Source organism: Marinobacter sp. DY40_1A1, assembly GCF_016597815.1.
GTDB lineage: Bacteria > Pseudomonadota > Gammaproteobacteria > Pseudomonadales > Oleiphilaceae > Marinobacter > Marinobacter xiaoshiensis.
The window spans coordinates 736942-755293 of the sequence record NZ_VCHA01000001.1; the positions used below are offsets into that span (position 1 = coordinate 736942).

11 protein-coding genes and 2 pseudogenes are annotated in these 18352 nt (G+C 48.1%); 9 read left to right on the forward strand and 4 right to left on the reverse strand.

Going from position 1 to position 18352, the window contains the following annotated elements:
* Nucleotides 1-485: 485 nt before the first annotated feature.
* From FFI61_RS03425 to FFI61_RS03450, 6 genes are all read left to right on the forward strand, one after another.
* Nucleotides 486-1556: a hypothetical protein gene (locus FFI61_RS03425; RefSeq protein WP_200369278.1), complete on the forward strand. Its 1071-nt coding sequence runs from the start codon at nucleotides 486-488 to the stop codon at nucleotides 1554-1556.
* Between the two features lie 89 nt (nucleotides 1557-1645).
* Nucleotides 1646-2557 carry a GIY-YIG nuclease family protein gene (locus tag FFI61_RS03430; protein WP_200369279.1) on the forward strand — a complete coding sequence of 304 codons (912 nt, stop codon included), beginning with the start codon at nucleotides 1646-1648 and terminating at the stop codon, nucleotides 2555-2557.
* Nucleotides 2544-4001, forward strand: a complete 1458-nt coding sequence (locus tag FFI61_RS03435) for a hypothetical protein (protein ID WP_200369280.1) — start codon at nucleotides 2544-2546, stop codon at nucleotides 3999-4001. Before FFI61_RS03430 ends, FFI61_RS03435 begins: the two co-directional genes overlap by 14 nt.
* A complete protein-coding gene (locus FFI61_RS03440) occupies nucleotides 3998-5950 on the forward strand; it encodes a hypothetical protein (protein ID WP_200369281.1) in 1953 nt (650 codons plus the stop codon). The genes FFI61_RS03435 and FFI61_RS03440 overlap by 4 nt, the downstream gene beginning before the upstream one ends.
* Nucleotides 5947-9594: a DEAD/DEAH box helicase gene (locus FFI61_RS03445; protein ID WP_200369282.1), complete on the forward strand. Its 3648-nt coding sequence runs from the start codon at nucleotides 5947-5949 to the stop codon at nucleotides 9592-9594. Before FFI61_RS03440 ends, FFI61_RS03445 begins: the two co-directional genes overlap by 4 nt.
* 18 nt (nucleotides 9595-9612) lie before the next feature.
* Entirely contained in the window at nucleotides 9613-9972 is a 360-nt protein-coding gene (locus tag FFI61_RS03450; RefSeq protein ID WP_200369283.1) for a hypothetical protein, read from the forward strand.
* Between the two features lie 79 nt (nucleotides 9973-10051).
* Here FFI61_RS03450 and FFI61_RS03455 read toward each other — a convergent pair whose 3' ends face one another.
* The 3 genes and pseudogenes from FFI61_RS03455 to FFI61_RS17725 form a co-directional block, all read right to left on the reverse strand.
* Nucleotides 10052-10360, reverse strand: coding sequence for a hypothetical protein (locus FFI61_RS03455; protein ID WP_200369284.1), 309 nt, complete (start codon nucleotides 10358-10360; stop codon nucleotides 10052-10054).
* Nucleotides 10350-11270, reverse strand: coding sequence for an integrase domain-containing protein (locus FFI61_RS03460; RefSeq protein WP_200369285.1), 921 nt, complete (start codon nucleotides 11268-11270; stop codon nucleotides 10350-10352). The genes FFI61_RS03455 and FFI61_RS03460 overlap by 11 nt, the downstream gene beginning before the upstream one ends.
* Before the next feature lie 1087 nt (nucleotides 11271-12357).
* Nucleotides 12358-12494, reverse strand: a pseudogene (locus tag FFI61_RS17725) (transposase); the annotation flags it as partial.
* Nucleotides 12495-12798: 304 nt separating this feature from the next.
* Here FFI61_RS17725 and FFI61_RS03465 point away from each other — a divergent pair.
* Nucleotides 12799-13404, forward strand: coding sequence for a hypothetical protein (locus FFI61_RS03465; RefSeq protein ID WP_200369286.1), 606 nt, complete (start codon nucleotides 12799-12801; stop codon nucleotides 13402-13404).
* 228 nt (nucleotides 13405-13632) lie between these two features.
* A pseudogene (locus tag FFI61_RS03470) lies at nucleotides 13633-14487 on the forward strand (IS5 family transposase).
* A 204-nt stretch (nucleotides 14488-14691) separates the two neighbouring features.
* Here the strand turns inward: FFI61_RS03470 and FFI61_RS03475 are convergent.
* On the reverse strand, nucleotides 14692-15303 hold the full coding sequence (locus tag FFI61_RS03475; protein ID WP_200369287.1) for a hypothetical protein: 612 nt from the start codon (nucleotides 15301-15303) through the stop codon (nucleotides 14692-14694).
* Between the two features lie 1410 nt (nucleotides 15304-16713).
* On the opposite strand from FFI61_RS03475, the gene FFI61_RS03480 reads away from it, so the two are divergent.
* Nucleotides 16714-18327 carry a 5-guanidino-2-oxopentanoate decarboxylase gene (locus FFI61_RS03480; protein ID WP_200369288.1) on the forward strand — a complete coding sequence of 538 codons (1614 nt, stop codon included), beginning with the start codon at nucleotides 16714-16716 and terminating at the stop codon, nucleotides 18325-18327.
* Nucleotides 18328-18352: the final 25 nt, after the last annotated feature.

Below are 18352 nucleotides of genomic sequence, written 5' to 3' on the forward strand. Positions count from 1 at the left end.
AAAAAGTCTGCGACATACAGAGTCGCTTCCCATGCAGGCAGCTATGTCAAATTTATCTGCATGTTGGTGAAAGCGGCTCAAGTCTTGGAATGTGGTCTGAAATAAAGCAATATTGGTTTTATAAAAAAGTGCAGCCTACTTGTTAGCCTGCAATGATGTATTAATAGGGAAATGTTAGGGATCAGTACCGAGCGAGGCCAAGGGAAATGAGGCTTCGAGTCTGATCATTTTCGCACCATGCGATGCCTGGCATGAATAGACGAAGGAAGCGGTAACCATGTGTCACGTGAGTGGCGATATCTATGGCCATGTCAGTGAGCTTTCCAGTGGTTCCACTGTTCAGGCATTTCTATTCCAGCAAAACCTTCCATTTAACTTGGCTAAAAACCTAAATCGGAGAATAGCCCTGTCGGTACGAATTCTGTTTGTCTGTGTGTTTTCCATGGTCAGTAAGGTCAATACAAAGTGAATGCAAGGAGCATCAAGTGAAGTCTAACGTATTCGTGAAAGTAGGTTTGGCACTCGCAATTTCTGGAACCCTGGTTGGGTGTGGGGGAAGTGGGGGCGGAAGTGGAGAGGGGGCTTCTGACTCCCCAGCTACGGCCCCACTGCAAGTTGATCCTAAAAACTATGATGGTACGCCTGTATCCTTTCGCAAATCTTCGGACTTTGTGGTTGCCAGCGCCGCGTATAGCGACACCTTGGATATGCAGGATTGGTTGGCCGATGTTGAGTATCAGCTAGAGCAGTACCGTTACGGTGCTGGGTATGGTGATACTACTGCTGAGCACTGCCTTGAGGAAAACGGCAATCTGTTTGTCAGGGAAGAGTACTCGGATACTCGCGAATATATTGAGTACGAGTTTGTAAATTGCTTGGTGCCAGGCTATGCAGAACCACTTCGGTTGAACGGTACCTTGGTTTACGACGAAACCTCTAACGCTGCTGGCACACGTTTTCAGAGCAAAGAGACCTTTGATATACGCGGTAAATTTGAAACAGATAATCGGCCTCTTGCGATTGTTGGAAGCATGAATTTGGATGCCAGCTTCCTTGATGAGAACAACGCCACCTTTTCTATCTCGTCGCCAGCGATGGAGTATCTGATTGGCGATCAGTACCTAGCACTGCAAGGAATGCGCATGCGAGGGACGGAAAAAGGCGAACTGTTCACCATTGATTTGCAAGCCAAGCTTATTTCGTCGGGTATGGGGGGGTATCTGAATCTCTCTACACCGACTGCGGTTGAGGAATTTGAATACGAAAGTTGCCCCAGGAAAGGCCACGTTGTGGTTAGCGGTGACGGCAAAATCGAAGCACGCTATGGCACGAGCACTGGGCGTGGTCACGGTATCGAAATACTGCTGAATGGCAGTGAAGTGGAATACTCCGATTCCTGTGATGTTGGGTTTTCGGGAGTGGGTGGGGGTGGCTCTAGCTCGACACCTATAACGAACGGCAACAGGGATGGCGCTGAGGTCGGAACAGCTGTTGGGAATTCGGGGGTGGACTCATCTGCTCCCCCAGAGGAATCGAGCTCGTCTGAGCCAGTTTGATCCGTCGTAAACTGTGTGGGCGGCTAACAAAAGGCTCGTTACTCAGAGCCAGTCGCCCTTCTGAAAACTGGTGCATTTGATAGGGAATCATGATCAATAACAAAGGACAATCTCTCGAGCTCTTCTTCATCGATGGCAAACCGGACGGCATGCTGACCGCTGAAGTGTTCAACTGGACCGGTCACGTGCTTATGGCGCCTCGAACACGCATAGGCGCAGCGTTAAAAAGGCCGACAGCCAGTTACACCGGCGTTTACCTCTTGCTTGGTGAGGATGATGAAGGCCCTCTGGCTTACATCGGCGAAGGCGAGGATATTGGCGACAGAATAAAAAGCCATGACACCTCTAAAGATTGGTGGACTTCGGTTGTGCTAATTACCACTGCGGGTAACAACCTCAACAAGGCCCATGCCAAGTACCTGGAGTCCAGGCTTGTTGAGGAGGCTCGTAAGGCAGGGAAGATCCGTTTGGATAATGGCAACACGCCTCCACGCTCTTCTCTGAGTGAGTCCGCTCAAGCCAACATGGAAAGTTTTCTTGAATATCTGATGATGGTGCTTCCTGCACTGCGAATTGATAGCTTTCTTGCCCAAACCCGCCCGCAAGCGAGAGCCAGCATGGGATCAGCCGTATCTGATGATGATCTAGACATCGTTTTTGAGCTTCGAACGCCCAAGCACGGCATCGATGCCAAAGCCGTGCTCACAGAAGGGGAGTTTGTGGTGCTGGCAGGCTCCAGGGTCAGCCCTGAATGGCGGGGAAAAACTACTCATCACACCGGATACAGCAAGCTGCACGGGGAGTTGGTGGCAGGCGGTGTGATAAGGCCAGAAGGTGAGCTGAGTGTGTTTTCTGAGAACTATGCGTTTAGAAGCCCTAGTGCAGCTGCCGCAGTTGTGAACGGCAGACCGACCAACGGAACAACCGAATGGCGGCTTCCAGAAGGTAAAACATATAAAGCCTGGGAGAAAGAAAAGCTGGAGCAGGATGAGGGCGCATGATGGCGCCTCTTCCTGTCACCTTTCGTTCATGAAGCTCCAAACCTTTTTGACAGAATACGATGATTCCCTGTCCGGGGATTCCTTCATCGACCCCCTCGGCCAGCTGGTCATTTGGTCGGCTTATGGCCAGAAGATATTTCGAAACAGAGTAAATTCTGTTTCTAATGATGTTCGGAATTTTACGCTGAACCTGTTCCATCATGGTGTGATTCGGTCACTCATACACGATGGAGAGTTCGAGGTTACTCCTACTCTTGCCAGTGCTCTTGGGCCAAAAGAAAGCCTGCCATTTATCCACGCATGTCTTATACACCTGGAGAACATCTATACCTACGCAATGGTCAAACAGCCAGAAGCGGATGGTATCGATACCTTAGGTATTTTGGGTGGGAGCGTAGCGCGAGCGAAACTCAGTGATGACGCAATCAGCGGCAATCCACAGCTGATTTTCACCGACAAGCCCGACGGCCATCTGCTGGTTCGTCAACTGGGATTGGGAGTCAGTGGTCGATATAAAACACCCTTTGTTGAGATGGGATTCTTTGATCAAGGTTATCGGTACTTTGGTCAAGCAGCGGAGGAACGATGGAGCGCTTTTGAGGAGTTGTTGAACAATAGCGATTTGCTCCGCAATTGTTTCACTGAAGCAAAGAGATACCTCGTTACGCTGACAGGCGCATCACAGAAAGTGCAGGTGCCACTTGTTCAGCACCTTTCCGAGATACCAGCAGAATTAACGCAGGTTTACCGAAACGCATTCACTACTGGTGCAAAAGTTGGCGCTGAAACCCGGGAGTTCTGGTTATCTGTAACTGGGTTGAATGAGGGGGCAGCTGGGGCCTTGTTGCAAGTTATGCGAAAGAGGCTTGCCGAGGGTAAGTTGGATGAGAGCAACCCTGAAAAACTCAACCCTGAACTCGTTGTTGAGGATGCCGTACAAGCCCTCAATCCGAGTGACGCCGAACGAAGAAAATTGACCAATATCCAATTGATTGAACCTTTGCTGGCCGAAGTGGATTTGTTGTTCTCGGTGGCCAGAAGTAAAAAAGTGCAGCCACTGTCTGAGATCCGGAAAAAATGGGAAGCGCTGAATCGTTCAGACTCTACCTTGCCTCAGTGTGCCGAGTTGATCAGAAGTAATCCGGAGGTTTTAGAAGGGTTTCATGGTACCGGGCGGTTCAGGCTTGAAAAGCTACTGGACGTTGCGCGGCTTGAATCATTAGAACAGCAGCTCAAAGCTTTGCTTGAGTATCATTCAGCCGTCATGAAGCAGAGAGGTCAGCTTCGCTGGGTTGAGGTTTTCCGTGATCAAGAAGTCCACAACCATGGTCGCACGGTAACGCTCCCTGCTACAGGTAACAGGCCTTTTGGTTCTTGGGTGAACTCCTATTATCTGCACCAATTTAACTATTTGGTAAGCGGGTACTACGGAGCCGAGCAATGAAACTGCTCACCGCATTCCGAAACCAGGTCGACGCTGTAGGGGATATTCAGCGTGTCTGGTTCACTAGCTTCGTAGTCAATGTTGAGTTTATTGAAACCTACCTACTACCCGTAATTCTGGGAATGGATACTCCCAAGATCAGAATGGATTATGAAGGTATGCAGCAGGTACTCAGTGAACGAGGGATTGATTTTCATGTTTTCTGCGATAAGCGTTATATCGAACCTGATCAGAATAAGCGTACTGCGCTACCTATTCACGGTGTTACCCCCGAACTATTGCCGCCAAATGGCCCCGTGAGCTTTTCTAAAGACAGCCTTTTCCACCCCAAGGTTATTTATATCCAAGGCGATAAGGGTGCAGTGCTGGGCACTGGCAGTGCGAATCTGACGGTGGATGGGTGGGGGCGGAACCAGGAGGTTTTCTCTTTCACCCGGGTAGTGGGTACACAGCTTGCGGAATCGGTTAAGAGCTTTTTTGAGCCTATCTTTGTTAGTGTCCGTGAGCCGTTTCCTGAGGACTTTCCTGTGTTAGGTGAGGGCGCGGAGCAAGGGGAAACGTTCTGCCATAGTTTGGCTGGCCCGCCATTTCTCGACCGGCTGTTTGAGAATAGGCCGAACGAGCTGGCCGTATGGTCACCTTATTTTTCCACCGATCTCGGTAAGTATGTCCAGCTACTTCAAAGCTTCATCGATAAACCGAATTTGAAGGTACAGCTGGTACCTGATCGAGTAGAGAATCAGTATTTTCGCACTGAGTGGAGCGAAGGTGTAGCCAGTCTTCATCAGAGTGGCGTGCTGGCATTTTACCAAAGCCCGATCGAGCGAGATTATCGAAGTTCCATGACCCACGCGAAGCTATGGAAAACCACGGATAGATTAGCCATTGGTTCTTGGAATTTTACCCAGCCAGGAAGCAACCTGGCCCTAGAGGGCAGGGCGTCAAGCTCTAACGTGGAGGCTGGGTTTATCTATAGTGATGCTTCACCCTTAGCCTGCTATGTTGGGAAAGAGCTGCCGTTTGCTGAAGGGTTGTTTGCCTCACCGGAACAAATGGAACAAGAAAGTCTTCGAGTGCCAGAGCTGCCCCCTTTTGATTTGAAGGTGGTTTTTGATTGGCAGATGGAACGCTACTTTATTTCTGGGGCCTGGATAGGCAAGGGTGCCCCGGAAGAAGGACTTCAACTCGAGTTGCCAGACTTACCACATCGTGTAGAGCTTAAATGGGAGTTTGGCACCGATGGCCAGTCCTTTATCCTGAGGGATTTGGTTTTGCCGGTGTCAGCAACGAAAGAGCTGTTGAAGGCACACAGCTTTGAGGTGCTTCGTGGATTGGAGACGCTCGCTAGAGGCTTGATTATAGAGCGGCGCTCAGTGTACCGAAGAGCACAGCAATATGAGAATTTACGGGGTCTTCTCGATGCACTGGTGCTTACCTCCGGGAACCCACCGGCCGACGATGTAGGCTACAGAGTACGAGAGGATGAAGGCGGCGAGACGCTTGTGGATGGTCTCAGAGAAGAGGGTGAGACCTTCGTTGCTGGCCAAGAGGGTCAATCAACGGACATCAGCTATTTCCGGTTGTTTTCTGCTTGTCATCATTACGCAGAACTTATCGAACATTGTCGTGACCAAAAAGAACTCGAGTACTGGGCCTTTATTCGGCCGGGATGCCTTCAGGAACTGGTAGAGAAAACACAACATCGTATTGGAATAACGGATTCACCAACGTTGTTCAACTGGTTTCTCTCGCAAGAGGTTAATCAACTGTGTGAGGTTGCATATACCCGATGGAAGAGTTTGTCACTAAATGAGTCACGTGAAACGTCGGAACGGTGGCGGGCGTTGAAGACTGATCAGCTGGCTTTGCCTTCCACCTTGAGCAAAAAATACCAGGCTTGGCTGGCCAAGGAATACCAGCGCCGAAGCGGTGACAAGGAAAAAGTATGACCGTTAGTGATTGGGGCCACTTATACCCGGAAATGGTTTCGGAATGGATCAACTTTAACCGTGACCAAAAGGATTGGCGCTATTCCAAGGATGAGCGCCAATCCATGCCTGCGAAACAAACCGAAGGGGTCGCCTATCTTTGGAATGTTTTAGCTGAAAAGCGAGTGGCATTGCTGGCGGATGAAGTTGGCATGGGTAAGACCTTCCAGGCGTTGGGTGTTGCGGCACTTCTTTGGAAAATGAAACCCAATGCCCGTGTTTTGGTGATGGCTCCGAACAGAGACCTTTGCCTACATTGGCGGCGAGAATTCAACGAGCTGGTTCGTACGCATTACAGGGTTGCAGATCATACCGTCAAGAACAGTGTTGATGGAGGTCCGGTTCCTAGTATTGAAATTTGCAAGTCACTCGAGGACCTTGCTGCTGCGGTAAATAGAGGTGTGTCTCATTTCTATTTGACGACTATTCACTCCCTGAGTGGATTGTTACGTAGTTCAGATGATCTTCAGGGCAACCCCGAAGAGCTGGCTGCAGAGATCGCTCAAGACATCCATACAAGTATAAAAAACGCGCTTGGCCCCGGTGGTTTCGATTTGGTGATTGTGGATGAGGCCCACTATTTTAGAAATATCCATGGCGGTTCACAGCGAGTGGCAGCAGCTCGAGCGTTTTTTGGCACGGAAGCTAGCCCGCTTTCAAAGCGAGCATTGCTGTTGACGGCGACACCTAGCCATACGCGACTGTCTGATGTTGCAAGTGTCTTCAGCTACTTCCTACCACTCGATGATTGGCCGACTGAAGCAGAACGTGCCAGTTATCTCCTCAATACCCATGGGTTACGGCGCATGCGCCTGATGGAGGGTAATAAGAAGCTTTTTAGTAAGCGCCACTATCGTCACGAAAAGCCCATGCCCGCGACGTTTGCTGGGCAGCCGGAAGCTGAGGGCTTTTTTGCTTTGTATCAAAAGGGGCTGGTTGCAGAGCTGAATAAAAAGAATGAAACGAAAAGCCTTATGTATGGCTATCTGGAAGGTTTTGAGTCGGTTGGTCGTGATCTAACTCGGGAATCGCCGATAAGTAGTCCGAGCGAATCAGATAGTGGTGAGTCGAGCAAAGCCGGTGACTATTCGAGCGCTCATGATACAAACCTCCTTATGGGACTGACCGACAGTTACTATAAGGCTTTTGGGCGCTTTCCTGAGCATCCGAAATACGGGCGCCTGATTGAAGCATGTGTTCCTTCAAATAAGGAATTGCTCAGCTCCCCGTTGAGTGACCTGAAACATCTTATTTTCGTTCGTAGAATTCCATCCGTGAGGGAACTCACCCAGCGCATGAATGAGCGTTATGATGAGTTACTGGGTGAAATGCTGTTTTCAGCTTGGGGTGAGTCCTTCAAGGGCCAAGATGGGCTACCAAGGCTCAAAGATCTTACTCGGGTTGAGTACCAAAAATTTGTGGAAAGCCGTGGCGATGAGAGCGCCCAAGACCAAGCTGAGGCTGTTGAGACAGATGCAGAGGATGCCGATGGGGAAGACGAGGATTATCTTGCATCACGGGTTGCTCAGCTATTTGTAGTCAAAAAGGGGGAGGTGGGAGGCCAGACAGACTGCGCGAACGTGCGGCTGCGCTTCACAAAGCCAGAGAGCCTGTTTTCACTCTTTTTGGAACCAGCGAGTGATTATCTGGCTGCTGGGTACACAAGTTTTTACAGCGATTCGGAACGAAAGAGAGCTAATTATGGCGCAGCCGCTCGATATGAGCGTTTTTTGGGTTGGAATCGGCCGTCAGATTTTCGAGAGGCTGTGGGTGATAGCGCGGCGCCAGCAACTCCGTACGACGAGCAACTTTATACATGCTGGTCGTTAGTGTTGAAGGAATTGCCATCCGAGCTTCAAGAAAAGTTGCATAGGTGGGCCAAGCATCAAAAAGCCGTTGCGGAGAATTTCGCGAACTATTTAAAAGCGGGGTTCTTGCACGCGAGCCCGGTCATCGTCGAGCTGTATGGATGGTTCGTGGAATATCGGCGAAAGGGCCGGAAATCGCGCGTGCAGGAGTGGTACTGGGGCTTTTTTGAGTTTGTTCGAGAGGAAAAAATCAAAGGATCATTGTTGCTGCGTTACTTTGTCGCTGCCTTGGAAACCTTCGAGGCACTGTGCGGTAAAATCGTCGATCACAGGGTTGATGATTGGCGCCAAGAGTGGTCTAGCCTTAAAAGCCTTACCAGTCCGGCTTGGTTCGCCAGCGGTGAAAACAATAGTGCCCGCCAACGTTTGATACTTGGTTTCAATAGTCCATTTTATCCGAATGTGCTGGTGTCTACCTCCGTGTTCCAGGAAGGGGTAAATCTCCACCTGAACTGCCATCAGGTGCATCATTACGGGATTTCTGGCTCACCGGGTTCCAATGAACAAAGAGTTGGGCGAGTTGACCGTTTGTTTGGGTGCGTCAATAAACGGCTTGAATCTGGTGATGGTGAGCTAAGTATCCTCTTTCCATATTTGGAAAGCTCTGTGGATGAAGACCAGGTTGCTTCGTTTATTGAACGAAAGCACCGAGTGGAAGAGCGCATGGATGCTTGCCTTCAAACCAAGTTCGATTCTGAGTTTCGTGCGACCTCAAACTTAGACTGGGTGCAATTTCTCAGAAAGCCACTGATGCATACTAATGAGCCCGTAGACGATCCCTATCCAGCAAAATTCGACTTGTCTAGCGCATCTGGTGCTCAATATGAGGCTCAGTTAACTCATGCCTTCGAGGACATTGTTCAGACTCTACGCTCTCATTTGGAGAGCATCTGTGCCCCTTCAGGTGACCAGGTCATTGAGGCGAAGTCGAGCCAGAACTCTCCCAAGCCCCTTTTCATTATTGATCCGCTAGTTGAAAGAGGTGAGGCCATCAGGCATCAGCCTGTTTTTGCAACGCTGGGCTTCTCACCCCGGTTCTCTGCACTCGTTCCTGAAACGGCATACATCTTCAGTTTTGCATCACCGATCGTAAATGCAGATGGTTTCAAAGACATTCCGCTTGAGGAGCTGCAACTGCATATTGATGAACTAAGTGCTGTGTATCCGCTAGTTAGAGTTGCTATCGACGAAGGTGCAGGAAACAGCCATTTTTATCTTAGTACTCGAGTGAACTTTCCTCTGTTCGTGCGCCATGGGAAATTGCAGTGGTTGTCGTTGCACGAAATCCGTATGGGGCTTGAGAGTATTAAGCAGTTTTCAGATGAGCTTGAGGTAAGGCTTATGGACAACCAGGATCTCACTCTCGAAGAGGTTGATACCAAAAAGATCTCCGGCCCCCGGCCGTTACCTGATTCATATACTCACAGCACGACTCAAAAGAGTCGGCAGTCAACCTGGAGAAATATAGAAACGGTTCAGGGATGTGTTGAGCAGTTGATCGTTCCAGTTTCAGACGAGTTACTGCTCTCATTATCAGAGCAGGCAGGGACCAGGGTTAAATGTTCGGATCCGGTGCTAAGGCTTTTGAGGCTTAATAATCGTTTCCCATTCGTTAACTTTCGAAGCAGTGTCTGTGGGGAGCCTCAAGCCCAGCTCAATTTTCCAGCAGGTGATTTTCAGGAGGAAGAACGGACTTTGCTTGAAGAATGGTTTTATTACGTGGTTTCGAGTTACTAGAGAAAGGGTTTAAGAACGATGCCTTTACAAAACCGAGTTGAACCATCCGGAACAATCGTAAAGACCAGCGCCAGAGGCAGCTTAATGGGTAACCGGGGCGTTCTGAATAACAAAGACAAAGAGCTGACGCGCACGTTTAAAATCAAGCCATGGATTACCTGCGCTTTGGAGTTTAAGGGGCGTCAACGTGAATTGATGTCGCCAGGCGGGTACACAGAACTGTTCTTTCTCGACGAAGTAACGGCTTTTGCTGCAGGTCACCGGCCCTGCGCTGAAGGCCGTCGGGCTCGCTATAACGAATTTCGCGATGCTTGGGGTAACGCCAATCAGCCTAAAGAGGAATTAAAGATTCGCGCGCCCGGTATCTTGAGGAGATAAGTTAATGGTTTTAAAGCTGCCTCGTAGTTCCCAAATCGAAAATATGGATTTTTGATTTATTCATTGATATATAATGACTTTATTCTCCTTTATTTTTATAGAGGTCTTTAATAATTGGAGGCTTTGGTGGCTTGGAGGAACGCCCCAGTTGTTCCCAGAGAAAGCCTAGGGCGTAGTAGTAGTCTCTTGTATAAGAGGGACTATAATTTTTTTCATTAAAGAAAGTTTTGACATGTCTTTTGCCTATTTGAGCAGGTGGACAACCGCAATATTTAATGAATAGTTTTACTTTTCGAACTTCCTCTGCTCGACCAGACTTTCCGCCTTTTTTTTGGTAATTGGAAAGCCGAAGATAGAGGGCGTCTAGACTATTAAATTTATTTGACATTTCTATGCTTTCCTATATAGGAGTTAGTGATATTTAAGCGCGCATGACCCAGCTCCTTAGATATGATTTTACGCGCTTTATTATCAAGCTCTTTGGAGGCGAACCCACCAAGAACCGGCGCTGGTTCCCCAGTAATGGTTTCATATCTATTACATGCGTAGACGGCTCTAAGGTCTCTAATCGATGCTATGCTGAATTTTTTCAGGTTAGATATCGTTTTATGGATTTCGTTATCTAAGAAGTTTTTCCAGCTTAGATCCTTGGGTATTAATGAAAAATGATCGCCTTGAAGAGCAGCGCCTGCCTGTAGAATTGCTATTTGCTCATCTGGATTGGTTATTGTGATGCTGCGAGGCCTGCCTCCTTTTGTCCCAACGTGTAAATCGATAGATATGCCCGATTCTGTTTGCTTCAGTGCTTGTTGGTAATTTAGCAAGCAAGCCTCTTTCTCTCTTAGACCCATGGACCTTGCCGCACGAACAATTACTGCACCTCGTACTAAACCAACCCTGTTGAGCTGTTCCAGGGATTCCTCAAATTGCTCTTCGTTGAGACCTGACGGGGCAACCATTCTAATGTTACACCTGCGCGAAATTTCACAGTCTCGCGTAGGGCTCACCGAGCTCCAATCGCCCTGCCGAAGCGTTTTCATCGTAGTATTAACTGCGGATACTAGGTTTTGCGCATAAGCTGGTTTGTTCTGAGTTAGGTGTTTGCCGAACTCAATAACCATCTCCCGAGTGATAGATTTTTGCTTGAGCGGGTATGATCGTTCAATTAAAAAATCCACGAAAATGCGCCAACGATCAATCAGTGTTCCGTATGACGAATACGAAAGTGTTTTTTCAGCGACTCGTGCTTTTAGTGCGCATCTTGCAGCGGCAACTAGAGACTGCTTTTGTTTATTCATAAATGTGTCTCGACTAAGGAAAATATAGAAAATGTAATATGCCGGCACCCCGTTAAAACTATGTATGTTGAGTGTTGGTTGAAGACCGTCTTCAGCTACGGCCGGCATAGCCGTCAGATATCGAATTTAATCGTTGGGGATTTCGTAGCGCTTGGCCGGGGTGAGGCAATGCTGGCATGGTTCATTGACCATGAGAGCTCCGGCGCCCCTGCGAGGATTTTTTTCCTTGCAAGCATTTCACTGACCGAGAAATGTATCCCTTTTTACTGGAGGAACTGACTTTTAGTAGGATTTCGTAGGAAAGGCCTACTAATTCAGATCCAGTAAGTGTTTGATAAATGGCAGTTTTGTGTTTATAACAAAAAAGCGTCTCTGTTAAGGATTTTGTTTTTTAAAAAAATCGCCGGTAGTTTCGAGTTCAATTTTTCACTCGATTCTAGGGATTTATATTGATGAGTGCCTGGGAGTTGATGCTCCTAGGTGGTTTGCGGTATGCCCTGCCAAGAAAACTTGGTGGGAGGGATTTTTCTTTTGTGATTGCTGTTTGAGCGCTTCGTACGATCAGCTAACTAAATACTAAATGCGCCCAGCTAGCGCATTAGCATCTTTAAGTTGCTGACATCACCTTAAATACTAAAGTCGTTTATCGGTCATGGCAAGTGTTTTTTTTAAAAATACATTTGCATGTCGCATGCGACTAGTTAAGTGCGACGAACGAACAACTATGAGTTAATTGTGTCTAAAATGCTCTCGATTAATTGAGTTCTGGCTTATTGTGCGCACATAGACGTCGCTTGCGACGAGTAATCAAAATATATGGTGTAATGAACTCGAATAGAAAAGCAGTTTGTTAGTGGAGTGCAAAAGTAGAATTCAGGCAACCATAGTCAGTTAGTGGTTTTATTTTGCACTTCCTCTGGGCTTCCTACGCCCCAGAGTTACGTAAACAGCGAGAAGTCGACCTCAATCTCTCGGTTATAGTCGTCGATCACATGCAGGAGCCGATAATTACGTTCATCACTCAGCTGGTCGTGCATTAAACCCATCAACCAACTGTGATTTTTGGCTTCCGGTACAGACAGCGGCTGCGCATTTCGCGCACAAGGCGCCTATCCATGCCACCGAACTTTGAGCGCCATTTAAAAAGCTCGCACTGCTAATGCCGTCTTGACGGCAAAGCTCTGGAATGGGTGCGCCATTTTCAGATTGCTTCAGGATCAACAAGGTTAGGCAGTCGGAAAACCGTGAATTTTCCGCAGAATCTCCCTGCGTGTAGCTTACGGAAAATTCTACTTCTGATTACCGCTGTATTTCGGGGGGCGGCCATAGTAAATGACGAGTTAGTGATAAAAAAAGTCAATTTGACGTCATAAGTAGCCCTATGGACTGCTGTAATCTTTATAGAGACTCAGGCGCTTTCAGCAACCAGTAATATTAATGGTGGGAACATATGAGTCGATTTTTTTGGTTGTGCTAATGGTTTGCGTCAAATATACCAACGTAAATAATGTTACAGTGAGGCGTTATTGTGAAATTGAATCGTGAGATCCAGATATATAAAGACGATGAGGGTAGAAAAACCTACGTTGCACCTAGAAATTCAGAAATAGCGATTAAAATCTATATTTTTGAAACTTTACTGAAAGACTCTTTCTCAGATCCATTTCTGGTTGAAGAACGTGATATGAATAGTCGGTCTGAAATGGAATGGAATGGACATATTATAAAGTTATCTCTAGGGCGTTATTTCGATGATAATGAGCTTAAAGAATTAAAAAGGGCTATAGTGCCATATCTTGTTGTTGCTAAACGGGGATACGAATACAAGGGGGCGGAAACAAAGGCGAAGTTTAGTGAAAAAGCCCAGCTTGCAATTGAAGACATTCATTTTATTGGATCTAATTTGTTTATTCCACAATTCAGTGAGCCAAGCGAACCTTATGAAATATTTATGGAGGATCCAGAAGAACAAGGGGTAACTGCAAATGATTCAATAGATGTTTTATTTGAGTATGCAGTATCAATATCAAGACAAACTATACCGTATATGCATATTTATGACGCCTATCATGACCTACTTGATTTTCGTCATTATTTTAGAGGTGGTGAATATTACTCCGCGGCTGAGGAATAACATCTGGATTTCTAGTGGCTGCCCCGCCGGCAGAAGCCGAGGCGAACTTCTATCAGCACCAAACCGGTCAGGCCATAGCGGCCTGACTTAAACGAAATGGTCTCTACAAAACCCGGTGCGATTCATATAGGTTATTAATATTATTAAGGAGACTCTGGATAAATCTCCTTAATCAGCGACAATACGGCCATCGTCAACCGCATAGGATTCGTTGTCCCCATGGATTAAATCACCTTCTCCGAAGCCGAGTACCAGACCAAGAAGAGTAAGACCCGCCGCGAGATCTTTCTGGAACGGATGGACAAGCTGATTCCGTGGAAGCAGTTGGAGAAGAAGGTAGCCCGATACTATCCTAAGGGTCAGACTGGCCGGCCACCGTATCCGCTGCCGACCATGCTGCGAGTCCACTGCATGCAGCAGTTCTATAACCTAAGCCATCCTGCCATGGAAGATGCATTGTATGAGATCGAGTCCATGCGGCACTTCGCTGGCCTGAAGCTGGACCGCCTGTCGGACGAAACTACCATTCTTAAGTTCCGTCATTTCCTGGAACGCCATGGCCTTGGCAAGACGTTTTGCTAAGAGGTGAACAAGCACTTGGAGAAAGATGGTTCGATGCTGCGTGAAGGCAGCATTGTGGATGCCAGCATTATTTCGGCATGAAGATGCACATTGGCGTTGATGACACGCTCGGACTGATCCACAGCATCGACACGACGGCCGCCAACGTCCACGACATTGTGCTCGCCGGCAACCTTCTTCATGGAGACGAGCAGCGCGTGTTCGGTGATGCCGGCTATCTTGGCATTCAAAAGCGGGTGAGCATATAAAGATCGCCAAAATCTATCGTGGTTCATTGCCAAACGCCCCGGCTGTCGGAAGAAACGGGACGCCCGTAAACTGAAAGCCGAGAAGCTCAAAGCCAGCGCCCGGGCCAAAGTGGAACACCCGTTCCGGTACATCAAACAGGTTTTTGGCTACAGCAAAGTTCGCTATCGCGGCTTGGCCAAAAATAGTGCCCGGCTGCATTTGCTGGCCGCATTCACCAACTTACTGATCGGTGAAAAATATTTACTGGCGTAGGGCCAGTGCGCCCGAATTTCGCCGAAATGGCGGAAAACGGGCAAAAAACGAACAAACAGAGGGGGGGGATTACGCCCAAATCGACTTTGAATCGCTTTTTTCGAGATGAAAAGCGATTCCGCGATAAATCAGGCGTTAATCAGACCCTCCCTAATAGTTTCTTGAATACCCGGTGCGATTCGTCGCAGTGATTAATAATATCAACTATTTTCTGTTAGCTTTAGCCGCCTTTTTTGTTTTTTCATAAAGAAATTTTAAAAATGTATGTCTGTTGAATGAGCTTGAGGAGTTAACGTTAATAAGTCCGATTTTTTTCATGTTTAATCCTGCTTTTTCAAGAATGTCGAGAGTGTCTCTTATTTCCCTGCACTGTATACGTAACTTTTCCGCACGCTGCTCTATCCCCCAACAAACCTTAAATTCGTCTTCGCTAGCGGAGGCTCTCCATAAAGCAGATTCTGAGTAACTGAATTTTTGTCGACTTCGAATTCTCAGCCTTTCCCACTTCGGATATCTAGCTCCTGGCCGCCCATGATTTTTGGTTTCGTACCAGTACAGTGAGGGTAACGATTTGTCCCGAGTAATTAGGCGCAGTGCAAGGGTGCTACTTAGACCAAAATTGTTCTTTTTTCCGGTGCTCATGAGGTACGAGCGGACTTGTTCAGCCTCATTGGCCAGTTCGGCCATTTCCCTATGAACGCGCAGGATTCTCGTCATTGCAGCCCACTGCAGCGCATCGAGAAGCTCGATAGCTTCAAAGTCTTGTAGGTGTTTGTTACAGAACCCCGTATTTACTGGTATTAGTAATGACATCATTAGTCCTTCTGTGGTTTCTTTCCTATAGGTTATCTAAGGTTTTCAGCAGTAGATGACGTGAAAGTGACTTTTTTATGCACATTAAGGGGGGGGCACCGATTAACGGGATAAAAAGGCAGTGGCTAGTTCAGTCGCAATTGACCCTTAGTGTATTCGCCAGCGCTTGGAAGTTCCTCGATTTGTGTAAGTATGGGGTTCAGGTCTGAAGCTCTTTCACCTATGCTGAAGAGGAAAAAAGTAATGAAATAAAAACAAAAAAGACTATTGCGTGCTAAATCTGATCTTTTTTTATGCCTAATGAAAAGTACCTTGTGTGCCGCGGTATTAGCCGTTTTTTCGGGTTGCTAAATGAGGACAGTAATGCCTGGTCGAGTTTTGACGCAATAAGCACATTTGTATTTCCGATACTAACAATGAAGTTGGCGGCTACTCTGATTGTCACTGCAGGAGGATGTACCCATTGCACAGCTAATAAAAGCGTGGCCTTTTGATAAGCTGCTCTGAAGCGATAGACCTCAAAGACATATTACTTTTTGGCATCAGCCCAATATGCCCCGGTTTGTCTTGCCGAGGGTAGCCTAGCGATCGAAACGTGGGGAGTCTTGAACTCACATGGCGTACAGGGGAAGGATCCGAGATACCAGCGTTCCGCTAGAGCGTTTGCCCTTACGTCTTTTGCGCTGCCGGCGCTGATCCGCGCTGTAGGATTTAAGCCGGCCCAATATCACATTGGGTGAGTTGACCACTACAAGAGCGGGAAGGAATGGTGGCGAGAACATGGGGCGGACAATGGCCATTTTCCGGCCCCAGGGACGACATTTCGCGCCTTGCGTGTGTTTGCGACGGGTTATCTAGCTCGCTGCGCTCTTTGCCAAGGCGGGCGGATGTGTCGACTTTCTATCTGGTCGCTACCGACTGGTTTTCGCAGACTTTCCGCTCGCAGAGACGGCAAGCGCTCTCTGGAGGGCATTTTTTCGCCTGCCTGAGCAGCAGCGCGGTCGATCGTTTCGAGCACATAACCTAGGTAGCTAGCTGAACACAGGTAAGCGTCCGGTAGGCTCAAGATGAGTTTACCGGACGTTTACGATGCATAGGACTCATGACAACCCTATTATTCTCCTCTTTGATCTAAAAGCATCGGGCAAACGCTAATTGCACAAAGGTCTCAACTGCTATTCACTTTTGTGTTCTGTGCATAGAATCCGCTCTAGAGAGTATTTTCCTACAGAGTTCAGCCCCCTCGAAGACCTAATCAATAGTCGTCGTTATTGATTCAACGCTAAACGATGAATGGCGGAAATAGAGCACTTTTTGACGATTAATGTTAATCGCAAACTGCTTGGCACTGCCAAGATGATTGCATCGGTGCGTTAACGACACCAAACAACAATAATGATTCGTGAGGATTTCATGTCTGAAACACGCCTATTGAGCGCTGGCGAAGCGTTGGTAAAACTTCTTGAAAACCAAGGTGTTGACACTGTATTTGGTGTGCCTGGCGTACATACTCTAGAGCTTTATCGTGGGCTACCCGGCAGATCGATTCGTCATGTGCTGTCCCGTCATGAACAGGGCGCTGGATTTATGGCTGATGGGTATGCTCGCATGACTGGCAAACCCGGTGTCTGTTTTGTTATCAGCGGGCCTGGTCTAACTAACGCCTCCACAGCTATTGGCCAAGCGTACGCCGACTCTGTACCTATGCTGGTGATTAGCAGTGTGAACCCGGTTGAAACGCTGGGTCAGGGTTGGGGTGAGCTGCATGAAACTCAAGATCAGCGGGCAATTACTGCTCCGTTGACCGCCTTCAGTGCTACCGCTTATTCGAGCGAAGATATTCCTCATTTGATTGCCCGTGCTTTCAGTGTTTTTAAGAGTGAGCGGCCACGCCCTGTTCATATCGAAATTCCAATGGATGTATTGTCGGCACCGGTTCAGCGTGACTGGACCCAGCCTTCAGCCGTTGTAGCGAGACGCCCTGGGGCTAATCGTGAAGACGTAGTATCTGCTGCACAAAAGCTGCAGGGGGCGCAGCAGCCTGTGATTGTTGTTGGTGGCGGTGCCTTGGGTTGTGGCACTGATATTGAACGTCTAGCGGATCAACTAGGTGCGGCAGTTTTTAGTACAGTTGCCGCTAAAGGATTGCTCTCGCAATCACACCCGTTGAATGGTGGTTCTGTGCTCTGTCTGGAGCAGGGGTGGCAGTTTGTTGAGAACGCAGATGTGGTGCTGGCTATCGGAACCGAGTTAGCGTCTACAGATTTGTGGCGGGATAAGCTCGATCTTCGCGGCCAGTTGATTCGCGTTGATCTTGACCCTCGCAAAATGCACGACCGTCATCCTGCCGCGCAAGCAATCTTGGCGGATGCGTCGTCTTTTACACAACAGTTGTTGGGCGAGATTGGCACCGGCGAGGCAAGTTCGAAACGCCACCAGGTTATCTCCCGGCTCAGTGAATTGCGTGCTGAAGTTATTGCGAGCTATGACGTACTGACACGCAAGCATACACAAGTGTTAGACGTGCTTCGCCAAGAGCTACCGGAAGATGCCTTCATTGTTACTGACATGACGCAGATTGCCTATACAGGCAACCATTACTATCCAGTAGAGCATTCAAGGACTTGGCTACACCCGGTGGGCTTTGGAACTCTTGGCTATGCACTGCCTGCAGCAATTGGGGCGAAAATAGCGGAGCCCACGCGTGTAGGGGTAGTTCTGGCTGGCGACGGTGGTTTTCTCTACACCTTGCAGGAGCTAGCGACAGCTGTTGAAGAGTTGGACAGCCCGTTAATTGTACTGGTGTGGAATAACGACAGCCTAGGCCAAATTCGTGACGATATGGTTGCCCTCGATATCCCTCCTATTGGAGTCTCTCCAAGCAATCCTGACTATCTCAAAATCGCTGAGGGTTTTGGCTGTCAGGTTAGTCGGCCGAAGACGCTAGCGGAGTTGCCCGGAATGCTAGCAGTTGCAATGGAGTTTGGTGGTGTGACGTTCGTTGAAGTGCATGAGGCTATTGTGTGAGTCGGCTGGTGAGCCACGTTGGAGA